The sequence below is a fragment of the Paracoccus sp. 22332 genome (assembly GCF_052045125.1).
GTDB classification, from domain to species: Bacteria; Pseudomonadota; Alphaproteobacteria; order Rhodobacterales; family Rhodobacteraceae; genus Paracoccus; species Paracoccus haematequi_A.
On sequence record NZ_JBQEOI010000011.1, the window covers coordinates 73,526 to 91,260 of the forward strand.

Genomic DNA, 17,735 nt, shown 5'->3' on the forward strand with positions numbered 1-17,735 from the left:
ACACCGACCGGAAGGATGACCCGATGATCGCCTGGAAAAAGCCTGTCGCCGCCGCCCTGCTGCTGGCCCTTGCCGCCTGCGCGCAACCCGCGCCGCCGGTCACGCAGACCGTGGTCGACCCCTATGCCAACGCAGCGGGCGGGGCGCTGTATCAGGGTCAGCTGGCCGGGGGCACCCTGGGGGCCGAAGCGACGGCGGAATATTTCAACAACACCATCGGCAACACGGTCCTGTTCGCGGCGAACCAGACAGCGCTGACCGGCGACGCCCGCGCGATCCTGGCCCGCCAGGCCGAGTGGCTGAACCGGCACACCAACTTCACCGCGGTGGTCCAGGGTCATGCCGAAGAAACCGGCACCCGCGAATACAACCTGGCCCTTGGCGCGCGCCGCGCCAGCGCGGTCCAGGAATACCTGATCGCCCAGGGCGTCGCGTCGGACCGCCTGCGCACCCTGAGCTTTGGCAAGGAACGCCCGCGCGAGGTCTGCTCGGACGAGGCGTGCTATGCCAACAACCGCCGCGCCGTGACCGTGGTCAGCGCCACGGGGGCCGGATCGTGATCGGCCGCGCCGTCGCCGCCGCCGTCCTGGCCGTGACGGTGGCGCTGCCTGCGCTGGCGGATGAACCCCGGCTGGCCGATCTGCGCGCGGAACTGTCCGAGATTCGCGGCCAGTTGCAGTCGCTGCGTTCGGAACTGGTCGCCTCGGGCGCGGCCGGGTTCCAGGCGGCAGGCGGGGATGCCGCCATCGACCGCATGAACGCGATGGAGCAGCGACTGGCGCGGCTGACCGACCGGACCGAGCAGTTGGGAAACCGCATCGACAGGATCGTCGCGGACAGCAACCGCCGCATCGCCGACATGGAGTTCCGCCTGTGCGAGATGGACGAGACCTGCGACCTGGCCGCACTGACCACGGCTGACCCCGGCCGCATGGCGGGCGGGACGGGCGTCGCCGTGCCTCCGGCCGCGCCCCAACCGGGGCGCAAGCCGGCCTCGGCGGGCGAACAGGCCGATTTCGACGCCGCGCGCGAGGTGATGGCCAGCGGCGATTTCCGCCGCGCGGCCGACCTGTTCGGCACGGTCGCCGAAACCCATGCCGGGGGCGCCCTGACGGCCGAGGCGCTGTTCCTGCGCGGCGCGGCCCTGGACAGCGCGGGCGACGCCAAAGGCGCGGCGGCGGCCTGGCTTGAGGGGTTCTCGGCCGATCCAGACGGCCCGCGCGCGGCCGAAAGCCTGCTGGGCATCGCCCGCGTGATCGAGACCGAAGGGGACGCGACGGCGGCCTGCCTCTATCTGGCCGAAATCCCCGCCCGCTTCCCCGGATCCCCCTTCGCCGCCGAGGCCGAGACCCGGATGAGCCGCCTTGCCTGCGGCAGCAACGACCTGGAACCCCTGCCCGGCGATGATGCCCAGGCCGATCTGGCCGAAGACCAGCGGCAATAGCGCGTCCATGTCCCTGCCGCCCGCCGATCCAGCCTTTCGCGTTCATGCAGCCCTGGACCGGCTGGCGGGCGACCTGCCCGCCATCGGCATTGCGGTGTCGGGCGGCGGCGATTCGATCGCCCTGATGCATATGATCGCCGAATGGGGGCGCGGCCGCAGGATCATGGTTGCCACCGTTGATCACGGCCTGCGCCCCGAAAGCAGGGACGAGGCCCGCCAGGTCGGCCGCGCAGCCCGCGCGCTTGACCTGCCTCATGCCATCCTGCTCTGGCAGCGCGGCACCGAGACCGGCAACCTGATGGCCAACGCCCGCGATGCCCGGCTGCGGCTGCTGGCGGGATGGGCGCAGCGCAACGACCTGCCCGCCGTGGCGCTTGGCCACACGGCCGACGATCAGGCCGAAACCCTGCTGATGCGGCTGGCGCGGGGGTCGGGGATCGACGGGCTGGCCTCGATGGCGGAATGGCGCGACCGCTTCGGTATCCGCTGGCTGCGCCCGATGCTGGCGGCCGGGCGGCAGCCGTTGCGCGACTGGCTGCGGGCGCGCGGCATCGGCTGGATCGACGATCCCAGCAACGAGAACGAGGATTTCGACCGCGTCCGCATCCGCAAGGCGATCCAGGCCATGGGCCTTGATGTCCCCGCCCTGGCCCGCGCCGCCAACCACATCCAGGAAGCGCGGGATGCGCTGTCCCATTACGCCGCCCATGCCGCGCGCGATGCCGTGGCCCGCGATGGCAGCCTGACCCTGCCGCGCCGCGCCTATGGCGACGCCCCGCCCGAGATCCGGCGCCGCCTGATCGTCGCCGCCTGCCGCTGGGTCACCGGGGCGGACTACCCGCCGCGCCGCAACACCGCGATCCACGCGCTGAACGCCATCGCCACCGGCCACCGGGTCACGCTGGACGGCACCCTGATCGAGCCCGAGGGCGACCGGATCCGGCTGTTCCGCGAAACCGCCGCAGCCCTGCGCGCGCCCGACGTGCAGAACGGCATCTGGGACAACCGCTGGCATGTCAGCGGCCTGAAGCCCGGCCAGCATGTCGCGGCGCTTGGCCTGGGCCAGGTCGCGCGGGTCAAATGGCGCCTGTCGGGCTTGGGCCGCGACGAGGCCGCCGCCAGCCCTGCGGTCTGGGAGGGCGACCGGCTGGTGGCCGCGCCGCTGATCCGCCCGGTGGCGCCCTATGACGTGCGCCCGGTCCGGATTGCGTCAGATTTCCACAGGCTTGTCATGGCGCATTGAACCTGCCCCGATAATCCCTATTTTCAAGCCAAACCGCTTTCCGCCGGAGGTCCGATTTGGGCAACGCACGCAACCTGGCCTTCTGGGTCGTCCTTTTCCTGATGATCCTGGCGCTGTTCAATCTGTTCAGCGACGGCGCGACGACCATGAACAGCCGGCAGATCAGCTATTCGGACTTCATCCAGCGGGTCGACAACGACCAGATCGCCGCCGTCACCATCGACGGGGAATCGCTGGCCATCACCGGCACCGACGGCAACCAGTATGCCACCGTCCGTCCCCAGGGCGAGAATCTCGCCGACCGCCTGATCGCCAAGAACGTCGATGTGAAGGTCGTGCCGCAGCAGCAGTCGGGCTTCATGTCGCTGCTGGGCGTCTGGCTGCCCTTCATCCTGCTGATCGGCGTCTGGATCTTCTTCATGAACCGGATGCAGGGCGGCGGCAAAGGCGGCGCGATGGGCTTTGGCAAATCCCGCGCCAAGCTGCTGACCGAAAAGCACGGCCGGGTGACCTTCGACGATGTGGCCGGGATCGACGAGGCCAAGGAAGAACTGGAGGAAATCGTCGAATTCCTGCGCAACCCGCAGAAATTCAGCCGCTTGGGCGGCAAGATCCCGAAGGGCGCGCTGCTGGTCGGCCCTCCGGGCACGGGTAAGACCCTGCTGGCCCGCGCCATCGCGGGTGAGGCGGGCGTGCCGTTCTTCACCATCTCGGGTTCCGACTTCGTGGAAATGTTCGTGGGCGTCGGTGCAAGCCGGGTCCGCGACATGTTCGAACAGGCCAAGAAATCCGCCCCCTGCATCGTCTTCATCGACGAGATCGACGCGGTGGGCCGCGCGCGCGGCGTGGGCATCGGCGGCGGCAACGACGAACGCGAACAGACCCTGAACCAGCTTCTGGTGGAGATGGACGGGTTCGAGGCCAATGAGGGCATCATCATCGTCGCCGCAACCAACCGCCGCGACGTGCTGGACCCCGCCCTGCTGCGTCCGGGCCGCTTCGACCGCCAGATCCATGTTCCCAACCCCGACATCAAGGGGCGCGAGAAGATCCTGTCCGTCCATGCCCGCAAGGTGCCGGTCGGCCCCGATGTGGATCTGCGAATCATCGCTCGCGGCACGCCGGGCTTTTCCGGCGCCGACCTGATGAACCTGGTGAACGAGGCCGCCCTGATGGCCGCTCGCATCGGCCGCCGCTTCGTCAGCATGGAAGATTTCGAGAATGCCAAGGACAAGGTGATGCTGGGCGTGGAACGCCGCAGCATGGTCCTGACGCCGGAACAGAAGGAAAAGACCGCCTATCACGAGGCGGGCCATGCCGTGGTGGGCCTGTCGCTGCCGAAATGCGATCCCGTCTACAAGGCGACGATCATCCCGCGCGGCGGCGCGCTTGGCATGGTGGTCAGCCTGCCGGAAATGGACCGGCTGAACTTCCACAAGGACGAGGCCAAGCAGAAGTTGGCCATGACCATGGCCGGCAAGGCCGCCGAGATCATCAAATATGGCGAGGAAGGCGTGTCGAACGGCCCCGCAGGCGACATCCAGCAGGCCAGCCAGCTGGCCCGCGCCATGGTGATGCGGTGGGGCATGTCCGACAAGGTCGGCAATATCGACTATGCCGAGGCGCATGAGGGCTATAACGGCTCGACCGGCGGTTTCTCGATTTCCGCTGCGACCAAGGAACTGATCGAACAGGAAGTCCGCGACCTGATCGAGGAAGGCTATCAGGAAGCCCGTCGCATCCTGCTGGAGAAGTCCGAGGAATTCGAACGCATGGCCCAGGGACTGCTGGAATACGAAACCCTGACCGGCGAGGAGATTGGCAAGATTCTTCGCGGCGAACCGCTGGGCGGCGACGACGACACGCCGGGCAGCGTGATCCCCTCGGTCACGGCGATCCCCAAGGCGGGCAAGCCCGCGCCCGGCGGCGATCCCGCCCCGGCATGATCCCCAGAACCCCGGCCCCGCGCCGGGGTTTTTCATTTCTTCCTGCCCCGTGCCCTTGCACCCCGGTGCCGCGCGGTGCATCCCCCTTCCAGGTGAACGGAGGGGCCGATGCAGATCGACGACATTCCAGACATGGCAACGCTGCGCGCCCATATCGACGCGCTGGACGAACAGCTTGTCGCGCTTCTGGCGCAGCGTCATGCCTTGATCGCCCGCGCCGCCCGGATCAAGGAACAGGTCGGCCTGCCCGCCCGGATCGACGACCGGGTCGAGGAAGTGGTCGCAAATGTCGGCCGCCATGCCGCATCGCGCGGACTGGATTCGGCGCTGATCCAGAATATCTGGCGGCAACTGATCGAAGCCGCCATCGCGCAGGAAGATCGCTATCTGAACGGAGACCGCTCGTGACCGCATCGTTGCCCATCACCGCGAAACTGATCGACGGCAAGGCTTTCGCCGCCGCCCTGCGCGCCCGCATCGCCACCCAGGCCGCAGGCATGGCTGCCCAGGGGATCACCCCCGGCCTGGCCGTCGTCCTGGTGGGCGAGGATCCGGCCAGCCAGGTCTATGTCCGGTCCAAGGGCCGGATGACGCGCGAGGTGGGGATGAACTCCTATGAACACCGCCTGCCCGCCGACACGCCCCAGGCGGACCTGCTGGCGCTGATCGACCGGCTGAACGCCGACCCGGCGGTGAACGGCATCCTGGTGCAGCTGCCGCTGCCGTCCCATATGGACGAATTCTCCGTCATCAACGCCATCGATCCGGCCAAGGACGTGGACGGGTTCCATATCCTGAATGTCGGGCGGCTGGCGACAGGACAGAAGGCGATGGTGCCCTGCACGCCGCTGGGCTGCCTGATGCTGCTGCGCGACCATCTGGGCAGCCTGTCGGGCAAGAACGCCCTGGTCATCGGCCGCAGCAATATCGTCGGCAAGCCGATGGCCCAGCTTCTGCTGCGCGACAGCGCCACGGTGACGGTGGCCCATTCGCGCACCGCGAACCTGCCCGACCTGTGCCGCCAGGCCGACATCGTCGTGGCCGCGGTGGGCCGCGCGCATTTCGTGCGGGGCGACTGGATCAAGCCGGGCGCGACGGTGATCGACGTGGGCATCAACCGCACCGATGACGGGCTGGTCGGCGATGTCGATTTCGACGCGGCGGCCAGGGTGGCGGGCGCCATCACCCCCGTTCCTGGCGGCGTCGGCCCGATGACCATCGCCTGCCTGCTGGCCAACACGCTGACCGCGACGGCTCGCGCCAACGGCCTGCCCGATCCCGACGGCCTGACGCCCTGAGCCCGGAACCGGGGGCCGCGATATTTGCAGTCTGCATCAGGACATAAACCGAATCTTAAGCAATCTTGGCAATCATGGGCCTACGGTACAGGCGGGGACGCCGATGACCGTGTCCGAAGCAGGCGCCCCATCCGTCAAGGATGGGGCGTTTTTCATTCCTGCATTGGACCACAAATATCCTGGGGGAGTCGCGCGGAACGCGCGGCGGGGGCAAAGCCCCCTGCCCCCTGTCAACCGTCGAACAGCGTCGCCTGCGACGGCGCGGCGGGGGCCGACAGACCCAGATGCCGCCAGGCGCCCGCCGTCAACTGCCGTCCGCGCGGGGTGCGGGCGATCAGGCCCTGTTGCAGCAGATAGGGTTCGATCACTTCCTCGATCGCGTCGCGGCTTTCCGACAGCGCCGCCGACAAGGTTTCGACGCCCACCGGGCCGCCGCCGTAATGTTCGGCCATTTGCATCAGATAGCGCCGGTCGGCGCCGTCCAGGCCCAGGTCGTCCACGCCCAGCCGGGTCAGCGCCGTATCCGCGATCTGGCGCGTCAGACGCCCGTCGCCCTCGACCAGGGCGAAGTCCACCACCCGGCGCAGCAGCCGCCCGGCGATCCGGGGCGTTCCGCGCGCGCGGCGGGCGATTTCGCGTGTCCCTTCGGGATCGGCGCTGATGCCCATCAAGCGGGCGCCGCGCTGCACGATCAGGTCAAGTTCGGCAATGGTATAGAATTCCAGGCGCGTGGGAATGCCGAAACGGTCGCGCAGCGGCGTGGTCAGCAGGCCCAGGCGGGTGGTCGCCCCAACAAGCGTGAAGGGCTGCAACTCGATCCGCACCGTGCGCGCGGCGGGGCCTTCGCCGATCACCAGATCCAGTTCGAAATCCTCCAGGGCGGGATAGAGGATCTCCTCGACCGCCGGGTTCATGCGGTGGATTTCGTCGATGAACAGCACGTCGCGGGCTTCCAGGTTGGTCAGGATCGCCGCCAGATCGCCCGCCCGCGCCAAGACCGGGCCCGAGGTCATGCGAAAATTCACGCCAAGCTCTCGCGCCATGATCTGCGCCAGCGTGGTCTTGCCCAAGCCGGGCGGGCCGAAGAACAGCGTGTGATCCATCGCCTTGCCGCGCATCCGGGCGCTTTCGATGAAGACGCGCAGGTTGGCCCGCGCTTCGGCCTGGCCGACGAATTCGGACAGCATCTGCGGGCGAAGGGCGCGGTCTTCTGATTCGCCTTCCATCGGTTCCGGGCGCAAGGTCGGATCGGGCTGGATCATCCGCGACCCCAGGGGCCGTCGTCGCGTCCGCTGCGCGGGATGGACGACGGCCGTTCGCGCAGCCCGCCCTCCATCGCCATCAGCCGGGCGATCCGATCCTCGGTCGCGGGGTGGGTGGCGAACAGGCGGTCCATCCGCAGCCCGTTCAGCGGGTTGACGATGAACATGGCCGCCGCCGCCGGGTTCCGTTCGGCAGGGATGTTCAGCGTCCGCCCCGCCAGTTGCGAGATCTTCGCCAGAGCCGAGGCAAGCGCCCGCGGCTGCCCGCAGATCTGCGCGCCGGCCGCATCGGCCTCGAATTCGCGGGCGCGGGAAATCGCCATCTGCACCATCATCGCCGCCATCGGGGCGAAGATCATCGCCAGGATCGCACCCAGGCCACCGCCCCGGTCGTCGCGCCCGCCGGTGAACAGCATCATGTTGCCCATCATCGCGACGGCACCCGCCATGGTTGCGGTGACGGTCATGGTCAGCGTGTCGCGATGCTTGATATGCGCCAGTTCATGGGCGATCACGCCCGCGATCTCATCCCGCGACAGGCTGCGGACCAGGCCCTGCGTCACCGCCACGGCCGAGTTTTCGGGATTGCGCCCCGTCGCGAAGGCGTTGGGCTGTTCGGTCGGCAGCAGATACAGCTTGGGCATCGGCAGGTCGGCCCGCCGGGCCAGTTCGGCAGTCATGCGATACAGATCGCCGCCCTGCTGCGGCGACAGTTCGACCGCGCCCTGCTGGCGCAGCACCATCTTGTCGCTGTTCCACCAGGAAAAGACGTTCATGCCCCCGGCCAGCAACAGCGCGATCACCGCGCCGCCCTGTCCGCCCAGCATCCAGCCAAGAGCCATGACCAGGGCGGTCATGGCAGCCATCAGGACAAAGACCTTTGCGTTCCCGTGCATCAAGCGCCCCCTTATTCCTTCGGCGCCAGCAGGCGCAGCGCCGCGCGGATCAACGCGGGCGTCGCGGCGCCGGGTTCCCGCGCCTGCGCCTCGGCCACGGCCTGCGCGGCCTCGCTGGAAGCATAGCCCAGATTGGTCAGCGCGGACAGCGCGTCCGAGGTCGTGCGGGCGGCAAGCATGGCGTCCGACGGCGCGGCGGGCGTGGCGGCGGGGGCGGCGGCTGCATCAACGACCGCATCCGCATCCACCACCGGCACACCCATATCCACGCTGAGCGTTCCGCCAAGCGCCATGACCGAAGGCGCCTTGTCCTTCAGTTCCAGAACCACGCGCTGCGCGAGCTTCGGCCCCACGCCCTGCGCCTTGCGGACCGAGGCCCAGTCGCCAAGCGCGATCGCCCGCGCCAGCCCCTCGGCCCCCAACGTGCCCAGGATCGCCAGCGAGACCTTGGCCCCCACGCCCTGCACGCTGGTCAGCAGCCGGTGCCATTCCTTTTCCAGCATGGACGGAAAGCCGAACAGTTGCAGCAGATCCTCGCGCACCATCAGGTCGGTATAAAGCGCGGCGGCCTGGCCCACCGGCGGCAGACCGGCGGCGGTGCGTTCGCTGACATGGACGATATAGCCCACCCCGCGCACGTCGATCAGAACGTGATCGCGCGCCCGGTGCAGGATGATCCCGGCAATGCGGCCGATCATGCGGTCCTCGCGATGCGCAGGGTGCGGGTTTGCAGGTGGCGGGCGTGGCAGATGGCGATGGCAAGCGCGTCGGCAGCGTCAGCGCTGTCGAAGATCACGCCGGGAAGCTGGACCTTGACCATGTGCTGCACCTGTTCCTTGCCGGCATGCCCCACGCCGACCACGGTCTTCTTCACCGCGTTCGGGGCGTATTCGCCGATGGCCAGCCCCGCCTCGGCCGGAGCCAGCAGGGCGATCCCGCGCGCCTGGCCCAGCTTCAGCGTCCCCACCGCGTCCTTGTTCACAAAGGTCTGTTCGACCGCCGCCGCGTCGGGCGCATGGGCGGCGATCACCGCGCAAAGGCCCCGATACAGCCGCGACAGCCGCGCGCCCAGGTCGCCCCCGTCCGTCTGAATCACGCCGTTGGCGACATGGCGCAGGCGCGATCCGTCCACGGCGATCACGCCCCAGCCCATATTCCTCAATCCGGGATCAATGCCCAGGACGCGCATAGCCTGCCCTTCCGATTTTCCCCAAGACTAGCACGAAACGCGAACATCTGCCTAGGGGCAAAGCCTATTCCTCGACCACATCCAGGACGCCCGGCACGGCGCGCAAAGCCTGACGGGCGGGAGTCGTCAGGGGGGCGTCGTTCGCGATCTCGATCTCGATCACCTCGTCGCCTTCGCGGATGCGCAGCAGCACCGGGCCGCGGCTGCGCGCGGGAACCGTGATCTCGGTTCGGATGCGGTCCAGCGTCTCGGCGATGCGCGGGATGGTGTCCGCGCCCTGCATGTCCACGGCCAGGCAGCCCGCACCCGCGTCGGCAACGAAATCGGGCAGCGTGACAACCGAATTTGCCAGCATCTTCACTTCATCGCCGGAAGGTTCGACCTTGACCTGCAGAACGACGTTCTGACCCGGTTCCAGCAAAGCACGAGAGGCGGTCAAAAGATCCGAAAACACCGTCACTTCATAAATGCCCGTGGGATCGGACAGGCTGACAAAGGCGTAAGCCGTGCCCTTCGCCGACTTGCGTTCCATCCGGGCGGCGACGGTGCCGGCGATATAGGTGACACAAGGGCCGTCTGCGGCCTTGGCACAGATCTCTGCCAGCGTCTTCGCGTCCTTGCGCTTCAGCGCGGGCAGGTAATCGTCCAGCGGATGGCCGGACAGGTAGAACCCCACGGCCTTGTGTTCCTCGGCCAGCTTTTCGGTGGGCAGCCAGACCCCCGCGATGGGCGCGCGGGGGGGCGGCAGATCCTCGCCCCCGCCGAACAGCGAGGTCTGGCTGGATGCCGCCTGGTCCTGCACCGCCGCCGACCAGGCGCACAGCGCGTCCAGCCCCTTGACCACGCGGGCGCGGTTGTCGTCCAGCACGTCGAAGGCCCCGGCGCGGGCCAGCATTTCCAGCGGGCGCTTGCCCACGCGCTTCATGTCCACGCGGCGGGCGAAGTCGTGCATGTCGCGGAAGGGCGTCTCGCCCCGCGCATCCTGGATCAGCTTCATCGCCTCGATGCCCACGCCCTTCAGCGCGCCCAAGGCATAATGGATGCGTCCCTCGCGGACGCTGAAGGTCGGGGCGGACCGATTCACGCAGGGCGGCACGATGGCGATGCCCATGCGGTCGCATTCGCGCTTGTAGATCGCCAGCTTGTCGGTCAGGTGGATGTCGCAGTTCATCACCGCGGCCATGAACTCGACCGGGTGGTTCGCCTTGAGCCAGGCGGTCTGATAGCTGACCACGGCATAGGCCGCCGCGTGGGATTTGTTGAAACCGTAATTGGCGAATTTCTCCAGCAGGTCGAAAACCTCGCCCGCTTTCTTGGCATCCACGCCGTTCGCCACCGCGCCGTCCACGAATTTCGGGCGTTCCTTGGCCATCTCGGCGGCGATCTTCTTGCCCATCGCGCGGCGCAGCAGGTCGGCGCCGCCCAGGCTGTAGCCCGCCATGACCTGGGCGATCTGCATCACCTGTTCCTGATAGACGATGATGCCCTGCGTCTCGGCCAGGATATGGTCGATGCTGGGATGGATCGACTCCAGCTTCCGCAGCCCGTTCTTGACCTCGCAATAGGTCGGGATGTTCTCCATCGGGCCGGGACGATAAAGCGCCACAAGCGCCACGATATCCTCGATGCAGGTCGGCCGCATCCGGCGCAGCGCGTCCATCATGCCCGAGCTTTCGACCTGGAACACCGCGACCGTCTTGGCGCTGGCGAACAGGTCATAGGTCGCCTTGTCGTCCAACGGGATCAGGTTGATCTGGTTTTCCGTGCCCGGCGCGGGGTCGTAAAGCTGCCGCCCATCCGCCGCGACATGCAACGGGCGGCCCCCGCCGTTGATCAGGTCCACGGCGTTCTGGATCACCGTCAGCGTCTTGAGACCCAGGAAGTCGAACTTGACCAGCCCGGCCTGTTCGACCCATTTCATGTTGAACTGCGTGGCGGGCATGTCGGATGCCGGGTCGCGATACAGCGGCACCAGCCGGTCCAGCGGCCTGTCGCCGATCACCACGCCCGCCGCATGGGTCGAGGCGTTGCGATACAGCCCCTCAAGCTGTTCGGCATAGTCCAGCAGGCGCTTGACGACCTCTTCCTTGGCCGCTTCGCGCAGGCGGGGTTCGTCGGCGCGGGCCTTGGCGATGCTGACGGGCTTCACGCCTTCGACGGGGATCATCTTGGACAGCCGGTCCACCTGGCCGAAGGGCATCTGCAAGACGCGGCCCACGTCGCGCACGGCGGCCTTGGACAGAAGCGCGCCGAAGGTGATGATCTGGCCCACCTTGTCCTTGCCGTATTTGTCCTGGACATAGCGGATCACCTCTTCCCGCCGGTCCATGCAGAAGTCGATGTCGAAATCCGGCATCGACACCCGTTCCGGGTTCAGGAAGCGTTCGAACAGCAGGTTGTAGCGCAAAGGATCCAGGTCGGTGATGGTCAGCGCATAGGCGACCAGCGACCCCGCGCCCGAGCCGCGCCCCGGACCCACCGGAATGTCGCGGTCCTTGGCCCATTTGATGAAATCGGCCACGATCAGGAAATAGCCGGGAAAGCCCATCTGCTCAATGATGCCCAGCTCGAACTCCAGCCGGGCCTGATATTCCTGGACCGGAACGGCGTGGGGGATGACCGCCAGCCGCGCCTCCAGCCCCTCGCGCGCCTGGCGGCGCAACTCGTCCACCTCGTCATCGGCGAAGCGCGGCAGGATCGGCTTGTGCTTCTTGACCGCGAAGGCGCAGCGGCGGGCGATTTCGACGGTGTTGTCCAGCGCCTCGGGCAGGTCGGCGAACAGCACGGCCATCTCCTCGGCCGACTTGAAGTAATGCTGCGGCGTCAGGCGGCGGCGGGGCTGCGACTGGTCCACATAGGCCTTTTCCGCGATGCAGATTAGCGCGTCATGGGCCTCGAACATGTCCGCCTTCGGAAAATAGACATCGTTCGTCGCCACCAGCGGCAGGGACTTCGCATAGGCTAGGTCGATCAGCCCGGATTCGGACGCGGCCTCGGCGGGCATCAACTGGCCGTTCTCGCCGGGATGGCGCTGCAATTCGACATAGAGCCTGGTCGGGAAGGCGGCGGCCAGACGGTCGGCCAGGGCGTCGGCCTTGTCGCGCTGCCCCTGCGCGATCAGGCAGCCCAGCGGCCCGGTCGCGCCGCCCGTCAGGCAGATCAGCCCCTCGGCATGGGCGCACAACTCTTCCACGGTGACATGCAGCGGCGCGCCGCCCTCGCGCAGATAGAGACAGGATGACAGCGCCATGAGGTTCAGCCAGCCCGCATCGTTCTGGGCCAGCAGGACCACCGGCCCGGTCGCGCCGTCCAGCAGGGTCATCTGGCAGCCGACGATCGGCTGGACGCCCTTGTCCATCGCCTTCACGCTGAATTCCAGGGCCGCGAACATCGCATTGGTGTCGGTCAGCGCGACCGCGGGCATCCCGGCATCCGCCGCCAGGGCGGGCAGCTTGCCCACGGGGATGGCACCTTCCAGCAACGAATGCTCGGAATGGGTGCGAAGATGGATGAATCGGGGATTTTTCGCGGGCATGGTCAGACATCTATCGCAACCTGCCGAAACAGCGCAATTGCCCTGGGCGTCACTTGCGCGATAAGCATGGGAAAAGACTTTGACCAGGGGGACAAAATTTGACCGAAGGCGCAGTGTTCCGGGCAGAGGGGATCGGCAAATCCTATCCCGGCGTGCGCGCCAATGACGACGTGTCCTTCGCCGTGGCGCCCGGAGAGATCCATGCCCTGCTGGGCGAAAACGGCGCCGGAAAATCGACCTTGGTCAAGATGATCTATGGGCTGGTGCGCCCCGATGACGGGCGGATGCTGCTGAACGGCCGGCCGCACCAGCCGGCCGACCCCCGTGCCGCGCGGGCCGCAGGCGTGGCGATGGTGTTCCAGCATTTTTCGCTGTTCGACGCGCTGACGGTGGCGGAAAACATCGCTTTGGGCATGGAAAACCCGCCGCCCCGGCGCGCGCTGTCGGCCAGGATCGCGCAGGTCAGCCAGGATTTTGGCCTGCCGTTGAACCCCGACCGCCGGGTCGTCACCCTGTCGGCGGGCGAACGCCAGCGCGTGGAAATCATCCGCTGCCTGTTGCAGAACCCGCGCCTGCTGATCATGGACGAACCGACCAGCGTCCTGACCCCTCAGGAAGCGGAACTGCTGTTCGCCACGCTGCGCAAACTGGCGGCGCAGGGGACCGCGATCCTCTATATCAGCCACAAGCTTGAGGAGATCCGCAGCCATTGCGACCGCGCCACGATCCTGCGCCATGGCCGGGTGGTGGACAGCTGCGACCCGCGCGCCCATTCCGCCCGCGATCTGGCCGCGATGATGGTGGGCGGCGACATGCGCCCCATCGACCGCAGCGGACGGCAGGCGGGCGAGGTGCTGTTGCAAGTCCGCGCCCTGTCCCAGCCCGCCCCCACGGCGGACGCCACGGCGCTGAAATCCGTCGCCCTGACCCTGCGCGCGGGCGAGATCCTGGGCATCGGCGGCGTCGCGGGCAACGGCCAGGACGAGTTGCTGGCCGCGCTGTCGGGCGAGATACGCAACGCGCCGGGCACGATCCTGCTGGAAGGCGCGGATCTGTCCCGCCTTGGACCCGAGGCGCGGCGCGGCGCGGGCCTGCTGGCCGCGCCCGAGGATCGGCTGGGTCATGCCGCCGTTCCCGATTTCAGCCTGACCGACAACACCCTGCTGACCGCAGGCCCGCGCAAGGGGCTGGTCCGCAACGGCCTGATCGACCGCCCCGCCGCCCGCGCCTTTGCGCAGGACGTGATCCGCGCCTTCGACGTGCGCACCCCCGGTCCCGACACCGCCGCCAAGGCCCTGTCGGGCGGCAACCTGCAAAAATTCGTCATCGGGCGCGAGGTGATGCAGGCCCCCCGCGTGCTGGTCGTGAACCAGCCGACCTGGGGCGTCGATGCGGGCGCTGCCGCCGCCGTGCGCCAGTCCCTGCTGGATCTGGCGCGGGCAGGCGCGGGGGTGATCGTGATCTCTCAGGATCTGGACGAGCTTCTGGAACTGTCCGACCGCTTCTGCGCCCTGAACGAAGGCCGCCTGTCCGCCCCCCTGCCGACCCAGGGGCTGACGCTGGACCAGATCGGCCTGATGCTGGGCGGCGCGCATGGGATGGAGGTCGCGCATCTATGATCCGCCTGGTTCCCCGGTCCGACACGTCCCCGCTGTTGCAGGTGGCCACGCCCGTCCTGGCGGTGCTGGCGACGATGCTGGCGGGCGGCCTGCTGTTCGCCGTCATGGGCTATGACCCGGTGACGGCGATCAGGACGATCTTCTGGGATCCGCTGTTCGGCCCCGCCGCCAGCTATTCCCGTCCGCAATTGCTGGTCAAGGCCGCGCCGCTGATCCTGATCGCCTCGGGACTTGCCGTGGGCTTCCGCGCGGGCATCTGGAACATCGGCGCCGAGGGGCAGTATATCATCGGCGCCATCTGCGGCGCGGCGGTCGCGCTTGCCGCCTATCCCGCGCCGGAAATGTGGATCTTTCCCGCCATGGTGATCGCGGGCGCGGCGGGCGGCTGGGCCTGGGGCATGATCCCGGCGCTGCTGCGCAACTGGTTCGGCGCGTCCGAAATCCTGGTGTCGCTGATGCTGGTCTATGTCGCGCAGCGCATCGCCGCCTGGATGGCCTTCGGGCCGATGAAGAACCCCGAGGGCTTCGGGATGCCCGGATCGCGCAACCTGCAACAATATCCCGCCGCCGCGAACCCCGAACTGATCGCCGGGACCGGCGCGCATTGGGGCGTGGTCGCCGCCGTCCTGGCGGTGCTGGCGACATGGTTCCTGATGTCGCGCCACATCCGGGGCTTTCACATCCGCGCCGCCGGGACCGCGCCGCGCGCCGCCCGCTTCGCGGGGGTGAAACCGGAAACGCTGGTGGCCTTTTGCCTGGGCCTGTCGGGGGCGCTGGCCGGGATGGCGGGCCTGTTCGAAGTCGCAGGCCCCGCGGGCCAGATCACCGACAAGATCGGCGTGGGTTACGGCTTCACCGCGATCATCGTGGCCTTTCTGGGGCGGCTGCATCCGCTGGGCATCCTGCTGGCGGGGCTGCTGCTGGCGCTGACCTATATCGGCGGGGAATTGGCCCAACTGACGCTGAACCTGCCCGGCGCGACCGTGCAGGTGTTCCAGGGGATGCTGTTGTTCTTCCTGCTGGGTTTCGACCTGCTGACCCGGTTCCGCATCGCCAGAAGGATCGCGGCATGATCGACCCCGTCGCGCTGTTCCTGATGCTGTTGACCGCATCGACCCCGATCCTGTTCGCCGCCTTGGGAGAGCTTGTCGCGGAACGCGCGGGCGTGCTGAACCTGGGGGTCGAGGGGATGATGATCACCGGCGCCCTGGCCGGGTTCGCCGCTGCCTATCACAGCGGCAGCCCGGTCCTGGGCTTTGCCGCCGCCGCCCTGGCGGGCGCGCTGATCGCCCTGCCCTTCGCGGTGCTGACCCAGTTCCTGCTGTCGAACCAGGTCGCATCGGGCCTGGCGCTGACGCTGTTCGGCCTGGGGCTTGCCGCGCTGTTCGGCAAGCCGATGGAGGGGGTCAAGGCCCCGACCATGGCGCCCGGCCCGCTGGGCCTGCACTGGATCGTCTGGCTGGGCCTGCTGATGGTGCCGCTGATCTGGTGGTTTCTCAACCGCTCGCGCGCGGGCCTGATCCTGCGCGGCGTGGGCGAGAATCACGACGCCGCCCACGCCCTGGGCTATGACGTGCGCCGCGTGCGCATCGCCGCCATCGCCTTCGGCGGCGCCATGGCGGGGATCGGCGGGGCCTTCATTTCGGTCGCGACGGTGCTGCAATGGACTGAAGGCATGACGGCGGGCGCGGGCTGGATCGCGCTGGCCATCGTGGTCTTTTCCAGCTGGACCGCGCCGGGGGTGCTGGCGGGGGCCTGGCTGTTCGGCGGCGTCACGGTGCTGCAACTGCGCCTTCAGGCGGCGGGCGTGCGGGTGCCCGTGCAGCTTTTGTCGATGGCGCCCTATCTGGCGACCATCGTCGTGCTGGTTGCGATCTCGGCCCGGCAGAAATTCAGCCGCCGCGCGGGCAGCACCGCGCCGGGATCGCTGGGACAGGATTTTCATGCCCTGCGCTAGGCGCGCGGGGACCAACAGAGAGGCAAGCATGAACCGCAGAAACCTTATCGCCAGCGTCGCCGCCATGACGACCATCAGCCTCGCCCTGCCAAGCTGGGCGCAGGACGAACCGCTGAAGGTCGGCTTCATCTATGTCGGCCCGGTCAGCGACGGCGGCTGGACCTATCAGCACGACCAGGGCCGCCTGGCCGTGGAACAGGAATTCGGCGACCGGGTAGAGACCACCTATCTGGAAAACGTCCCCGAGGGCGTCGATGCCGAACGCGCGCTGACGCAACTGGCCCTGGCAGGCAACGACGTGATCTATGCGACCAGCTTCGGCTACATGGACGCCGTCATCAACGTCGCGGCCAAGTTTCCCGACGTGAAGTTCGAACACAATACCGGCTACAAGCGCGCCGACAACGTGGGCACCTATGACGGCCGCTTCTACGAAGGCCGCGCCGTCACCGGCACCATCGCGGGCCGGATGACCAAGTCGAACAAGATCGGCTATATCGCCACCTTCCCGATCCCCGAGGTGATCCAAGGCATCAACTCGGCCTATATCCACGCCAGGAAGGTGAACCCGGATGTCGAGATGCGCGTGGTCTGGGCCTATAGCTGGTTCGATCCCGCGAAAGAAGCCGATGCCGCGAACGCCCTGATGGCCGAGGGCGTGGACGTGATCCTGCAACACACCAACTCGACCGCGCCGCTGGCGCAGTTGCAGAAGGCGGGCAAGATCGGCTTCGGCCAGGCCAGCGACATGGCGTCGTTCGCGCCGACGCCGCGCGTCTCCTCGGTCTACAACAACTGGGGCGCGCATTACGTGAAAAGCGTGGGCCGGATCCTGGACGGCACCTGGAAGCCCGAGGCGATCTGGGGCGGCATCGGCGACGGCATCGTCGCCATCGGCGAGATCACCGAGGCCGTCCCCGCCGAGGTCAAGGCCGAGGCCGAGGCGCTGCGCGACAAGATCGCGGCGGGCGAATACCATCCCTTCACGGGTCCGCTGAACAAGGCCGACGGCAGCGTCTGGCTTGCCGAGGGGCAGACGGCCACGGATGAAGACCTGTCCGGCATGAACTTCTATGTCGAAGGCATCACGGCGGAACTCCCGCAATAAGAAAAGGGGGGCGCTGCCCCCCCGTCCCCAAGGGGGACTCCCTCCGGGATATTTCAACCAAGGCAAAACAATGACGCCCCGCTTCCGGAAGGAAACGGGGCGCTTTGCCTTGGACGGTCATCGGCGTCCCCGCCTGTACCGTAACCCCGTCATAACGGCTCAAGGTTAAGAAATCGTTTCGCCGCTTTGCCTTGGCGAAAATATCCTGCGGGGGGAGACGCGCGCAGCGCGGCGGGGG

15 protein-coding genes are annotated in these 17,735 nt (G+C 67.9%); 10 read left to right on the forward strand and 5 right to left on the reverse strand.

What is annotated here, in order from left to right; translation table 11 throughout:
• Positions 1-23 precede the first annotated feature (23 nt).
• From pal to folD, 6 genes are all read left to right on the forward strand, one after another.
• Positions 24-560 carry a peptidoglycan-associated lipoprotein Pal gene (gene pal, locus ACTJI6_RS13375; protein ID WP_126153356.1) on the forward strand — a complete coding sequence of 179 codons (537 nt, stop codon included), beginning with the start codon at positions 24-26 and terminating at the stop codon, positions 558-560.
• Positions 557-1,444, forward strand: a complete 888-nt coding sequence (locus tag ACTJI6_RS13380) for a tetratricopeptide repeat protein (RefSeq protein WP_440801339.1) — start codon at positions 557-559, stop codon at positions 1,442-1,444. The genes pal and ACTJI6_RS13380 overlap by 4 nt, the downstream gene beginning before the upstream one ends.
• Positions 1,445-1,451: 7 nt before the next feature.
• Positions 1,452-2,687: a tRNA lysidine(34) synthetase TilS gene (gene tilS, locus ACTJI6_RS13385; RefSeq protein ID WP_440801342.1), complete on the forward strand. Its 1,236-nt coding sequence runs from the start codon at positions 1,452-1,454 to the stop codon at positions 2,685-2,687.
• Positions 2,688-2,743: 56 nt separating this feature from the next.
• Positions 2,744-4,633, forward strand: coding sequence for an ATP-dependent zinc metalloprotease FtsH (gene ftsH / locus ACTJI6_RS13390; RefSeq protein WP_440801343.1), 1,890 nt, complete (start codon positions 2,744-2,746; stop codon positions 4,631-4,633).
• A gap of 108 nt (positions 4,634-4,741) precedes the next feature.
• Entirely contained in the window at positions 4,742-5,041 is a 300-nt protein-coding gene (locus ACTJI6_RS13395; protein WP_126153353.1) for a chorismate mutase, read from the forward strand.
• Between the two features lie 14 nt (positions 5,042-5,055).
• Positions 5,056-5,931, forward strand: a complete 876-nt coding sequence (folD, locus tag ACTJI6_RS13400; RefSeq protein ID WP_440801364.1) for a bifunctional methylenetetrahydrofolate dehydrogenase/methenyltetrahydrofolate cyclohydrolase FolD — start codon at positions 5,056-5,058, stop codon at positions 5,929-5,931.
• A 230-nt stretch (positions 5,932-6,161) separates the two neighbouring features.
• Here folD and ruvB read toward each other — a convergent pair whose 3' ends face one another.
• The 5 genes from ruvB to dnaE form a co-directional block, all read right to left on the reverse strand.
• A complete protein-coding gene (gene ruvB / locus ACTJI6_RS13405; protein WP_440801345.1) occupies positions 6,162-7,193 on the reverse strand; it encodes a Holliday junction branch migration DNA helicase RuvB in 1,032 nt (343 codons plus the stop codon).
• Complete coding sequence (htpX, locus tag ACTJI6_RS13410; protein WP_440801347.1) at positions 7,190-8,089, reverse strand: zinc metalloprotease HtpX; 900 nt, start codon at positions 8,087-8,089, stop codon at positions 7,190-7,192. Before htpX ends, ruvB begins: the two co-directional genes overlap by 4 nt.
• 11 nt (positions 8,090-8,100) lie before the next feature.
• Complete coding sequence (gene ruvA / locus ACTJI6_RS13415) at positions 8,101-8,787, reverse strand: Holliday junction branch migration protein RuvA (protein ID WP_440801348.1); 687 nt, start codon at positions 8,785-8,787, stop codon at positions 8,101-8,103.
• On the reverse strand, positions 8,784-9,278 hold the full coding sequence (gene ruvC, locus ACTJI6_RS13420; RefSeq protein ID WP_440801349.1) for a crossover junction endodeoxyribonuclease RuvC: 495 nt from the start codon (positions 9,276-9,278) through the stop codon (positions 8,784-8,786). The genes ruvA and ruvC overlap by 4 nt, the downstream gene beginning before the upstream one ends.
• 64 nt (positions 9,279-9,342) lie before the next feature.
• Positions 9,343-12,813, reverse strand: coding sequence for a DNA polymerase III subunit alpha (gene dnaE / locus ACTJI6_RS13425; protein ID WP_440801351.1), 3,471 nt, complete (start codon positions 12,811-12,813; stop codon positions 9,343-9,345).
• 98 nt (positions 12,814-12,911) lie between these two features.
• On the opposite strand from dnaE, the gene ACTJI6_RS13430 reads away from it, so the two are divergent.
• The 4 genes from ACTJI6_RS13430 to ACTJI6_RS13445 are packed head-to-tail and all read left to right on the forward strand — an operon-like array spanning position 12,912 to position 17,497.
• Complete coding sequence (locus ACTJI6_RS13430) at positions 12,912-14,432, forward strand: ABC transporter ATP-binding protein (protein ID WP_440801353.1); 1,521 nt, start codon at positions 12,912-12,914, stop codon at positions 14,430-14,432.
• On the forward strand, positions 14,429-15,505 hold the full coding sequence (locus ACTJI6_RS13435) for an ABC transporter permease (protein WP_440801355.1): 1,077 nt from the start codon (positions 14,429-14,431) through the stop codon (positions 15,503-15,505). The genes ACTJI6_RS13430 and ACTJI6_RS13435 overlap by 4 nt, the downstream gene beginning before the upstream one ends.
• Positions 15,502-16,389, forward strand: coding sequence for an ABC transporter permease (locus ACTJI6_RS13440; RefSeq protein ID WP_440801356.1), 888 nt, complete (start codon positions 15,502-15,504; stop codon positions 16,387-16,389). Before ACTJI6_RS13435 ends, ACTJI6_RS13440 begins: the two co-directional genes overlap by 4 nt.
• A 28-nt stretch (positions 16,390-16,417) precedes the next feature.
• Entirely contained in the window at positions 16,418-17,497 is a 1,080-nt protein-coding gene (locus ACTJI6_RS13445; RefSeq protein ID WP_126153344.1) for a BMP family ABC transporter substrate-binding protein, read from the forward strand.
• Positions 17,498-17,735 lie beyond the last annotated feature (238 nt).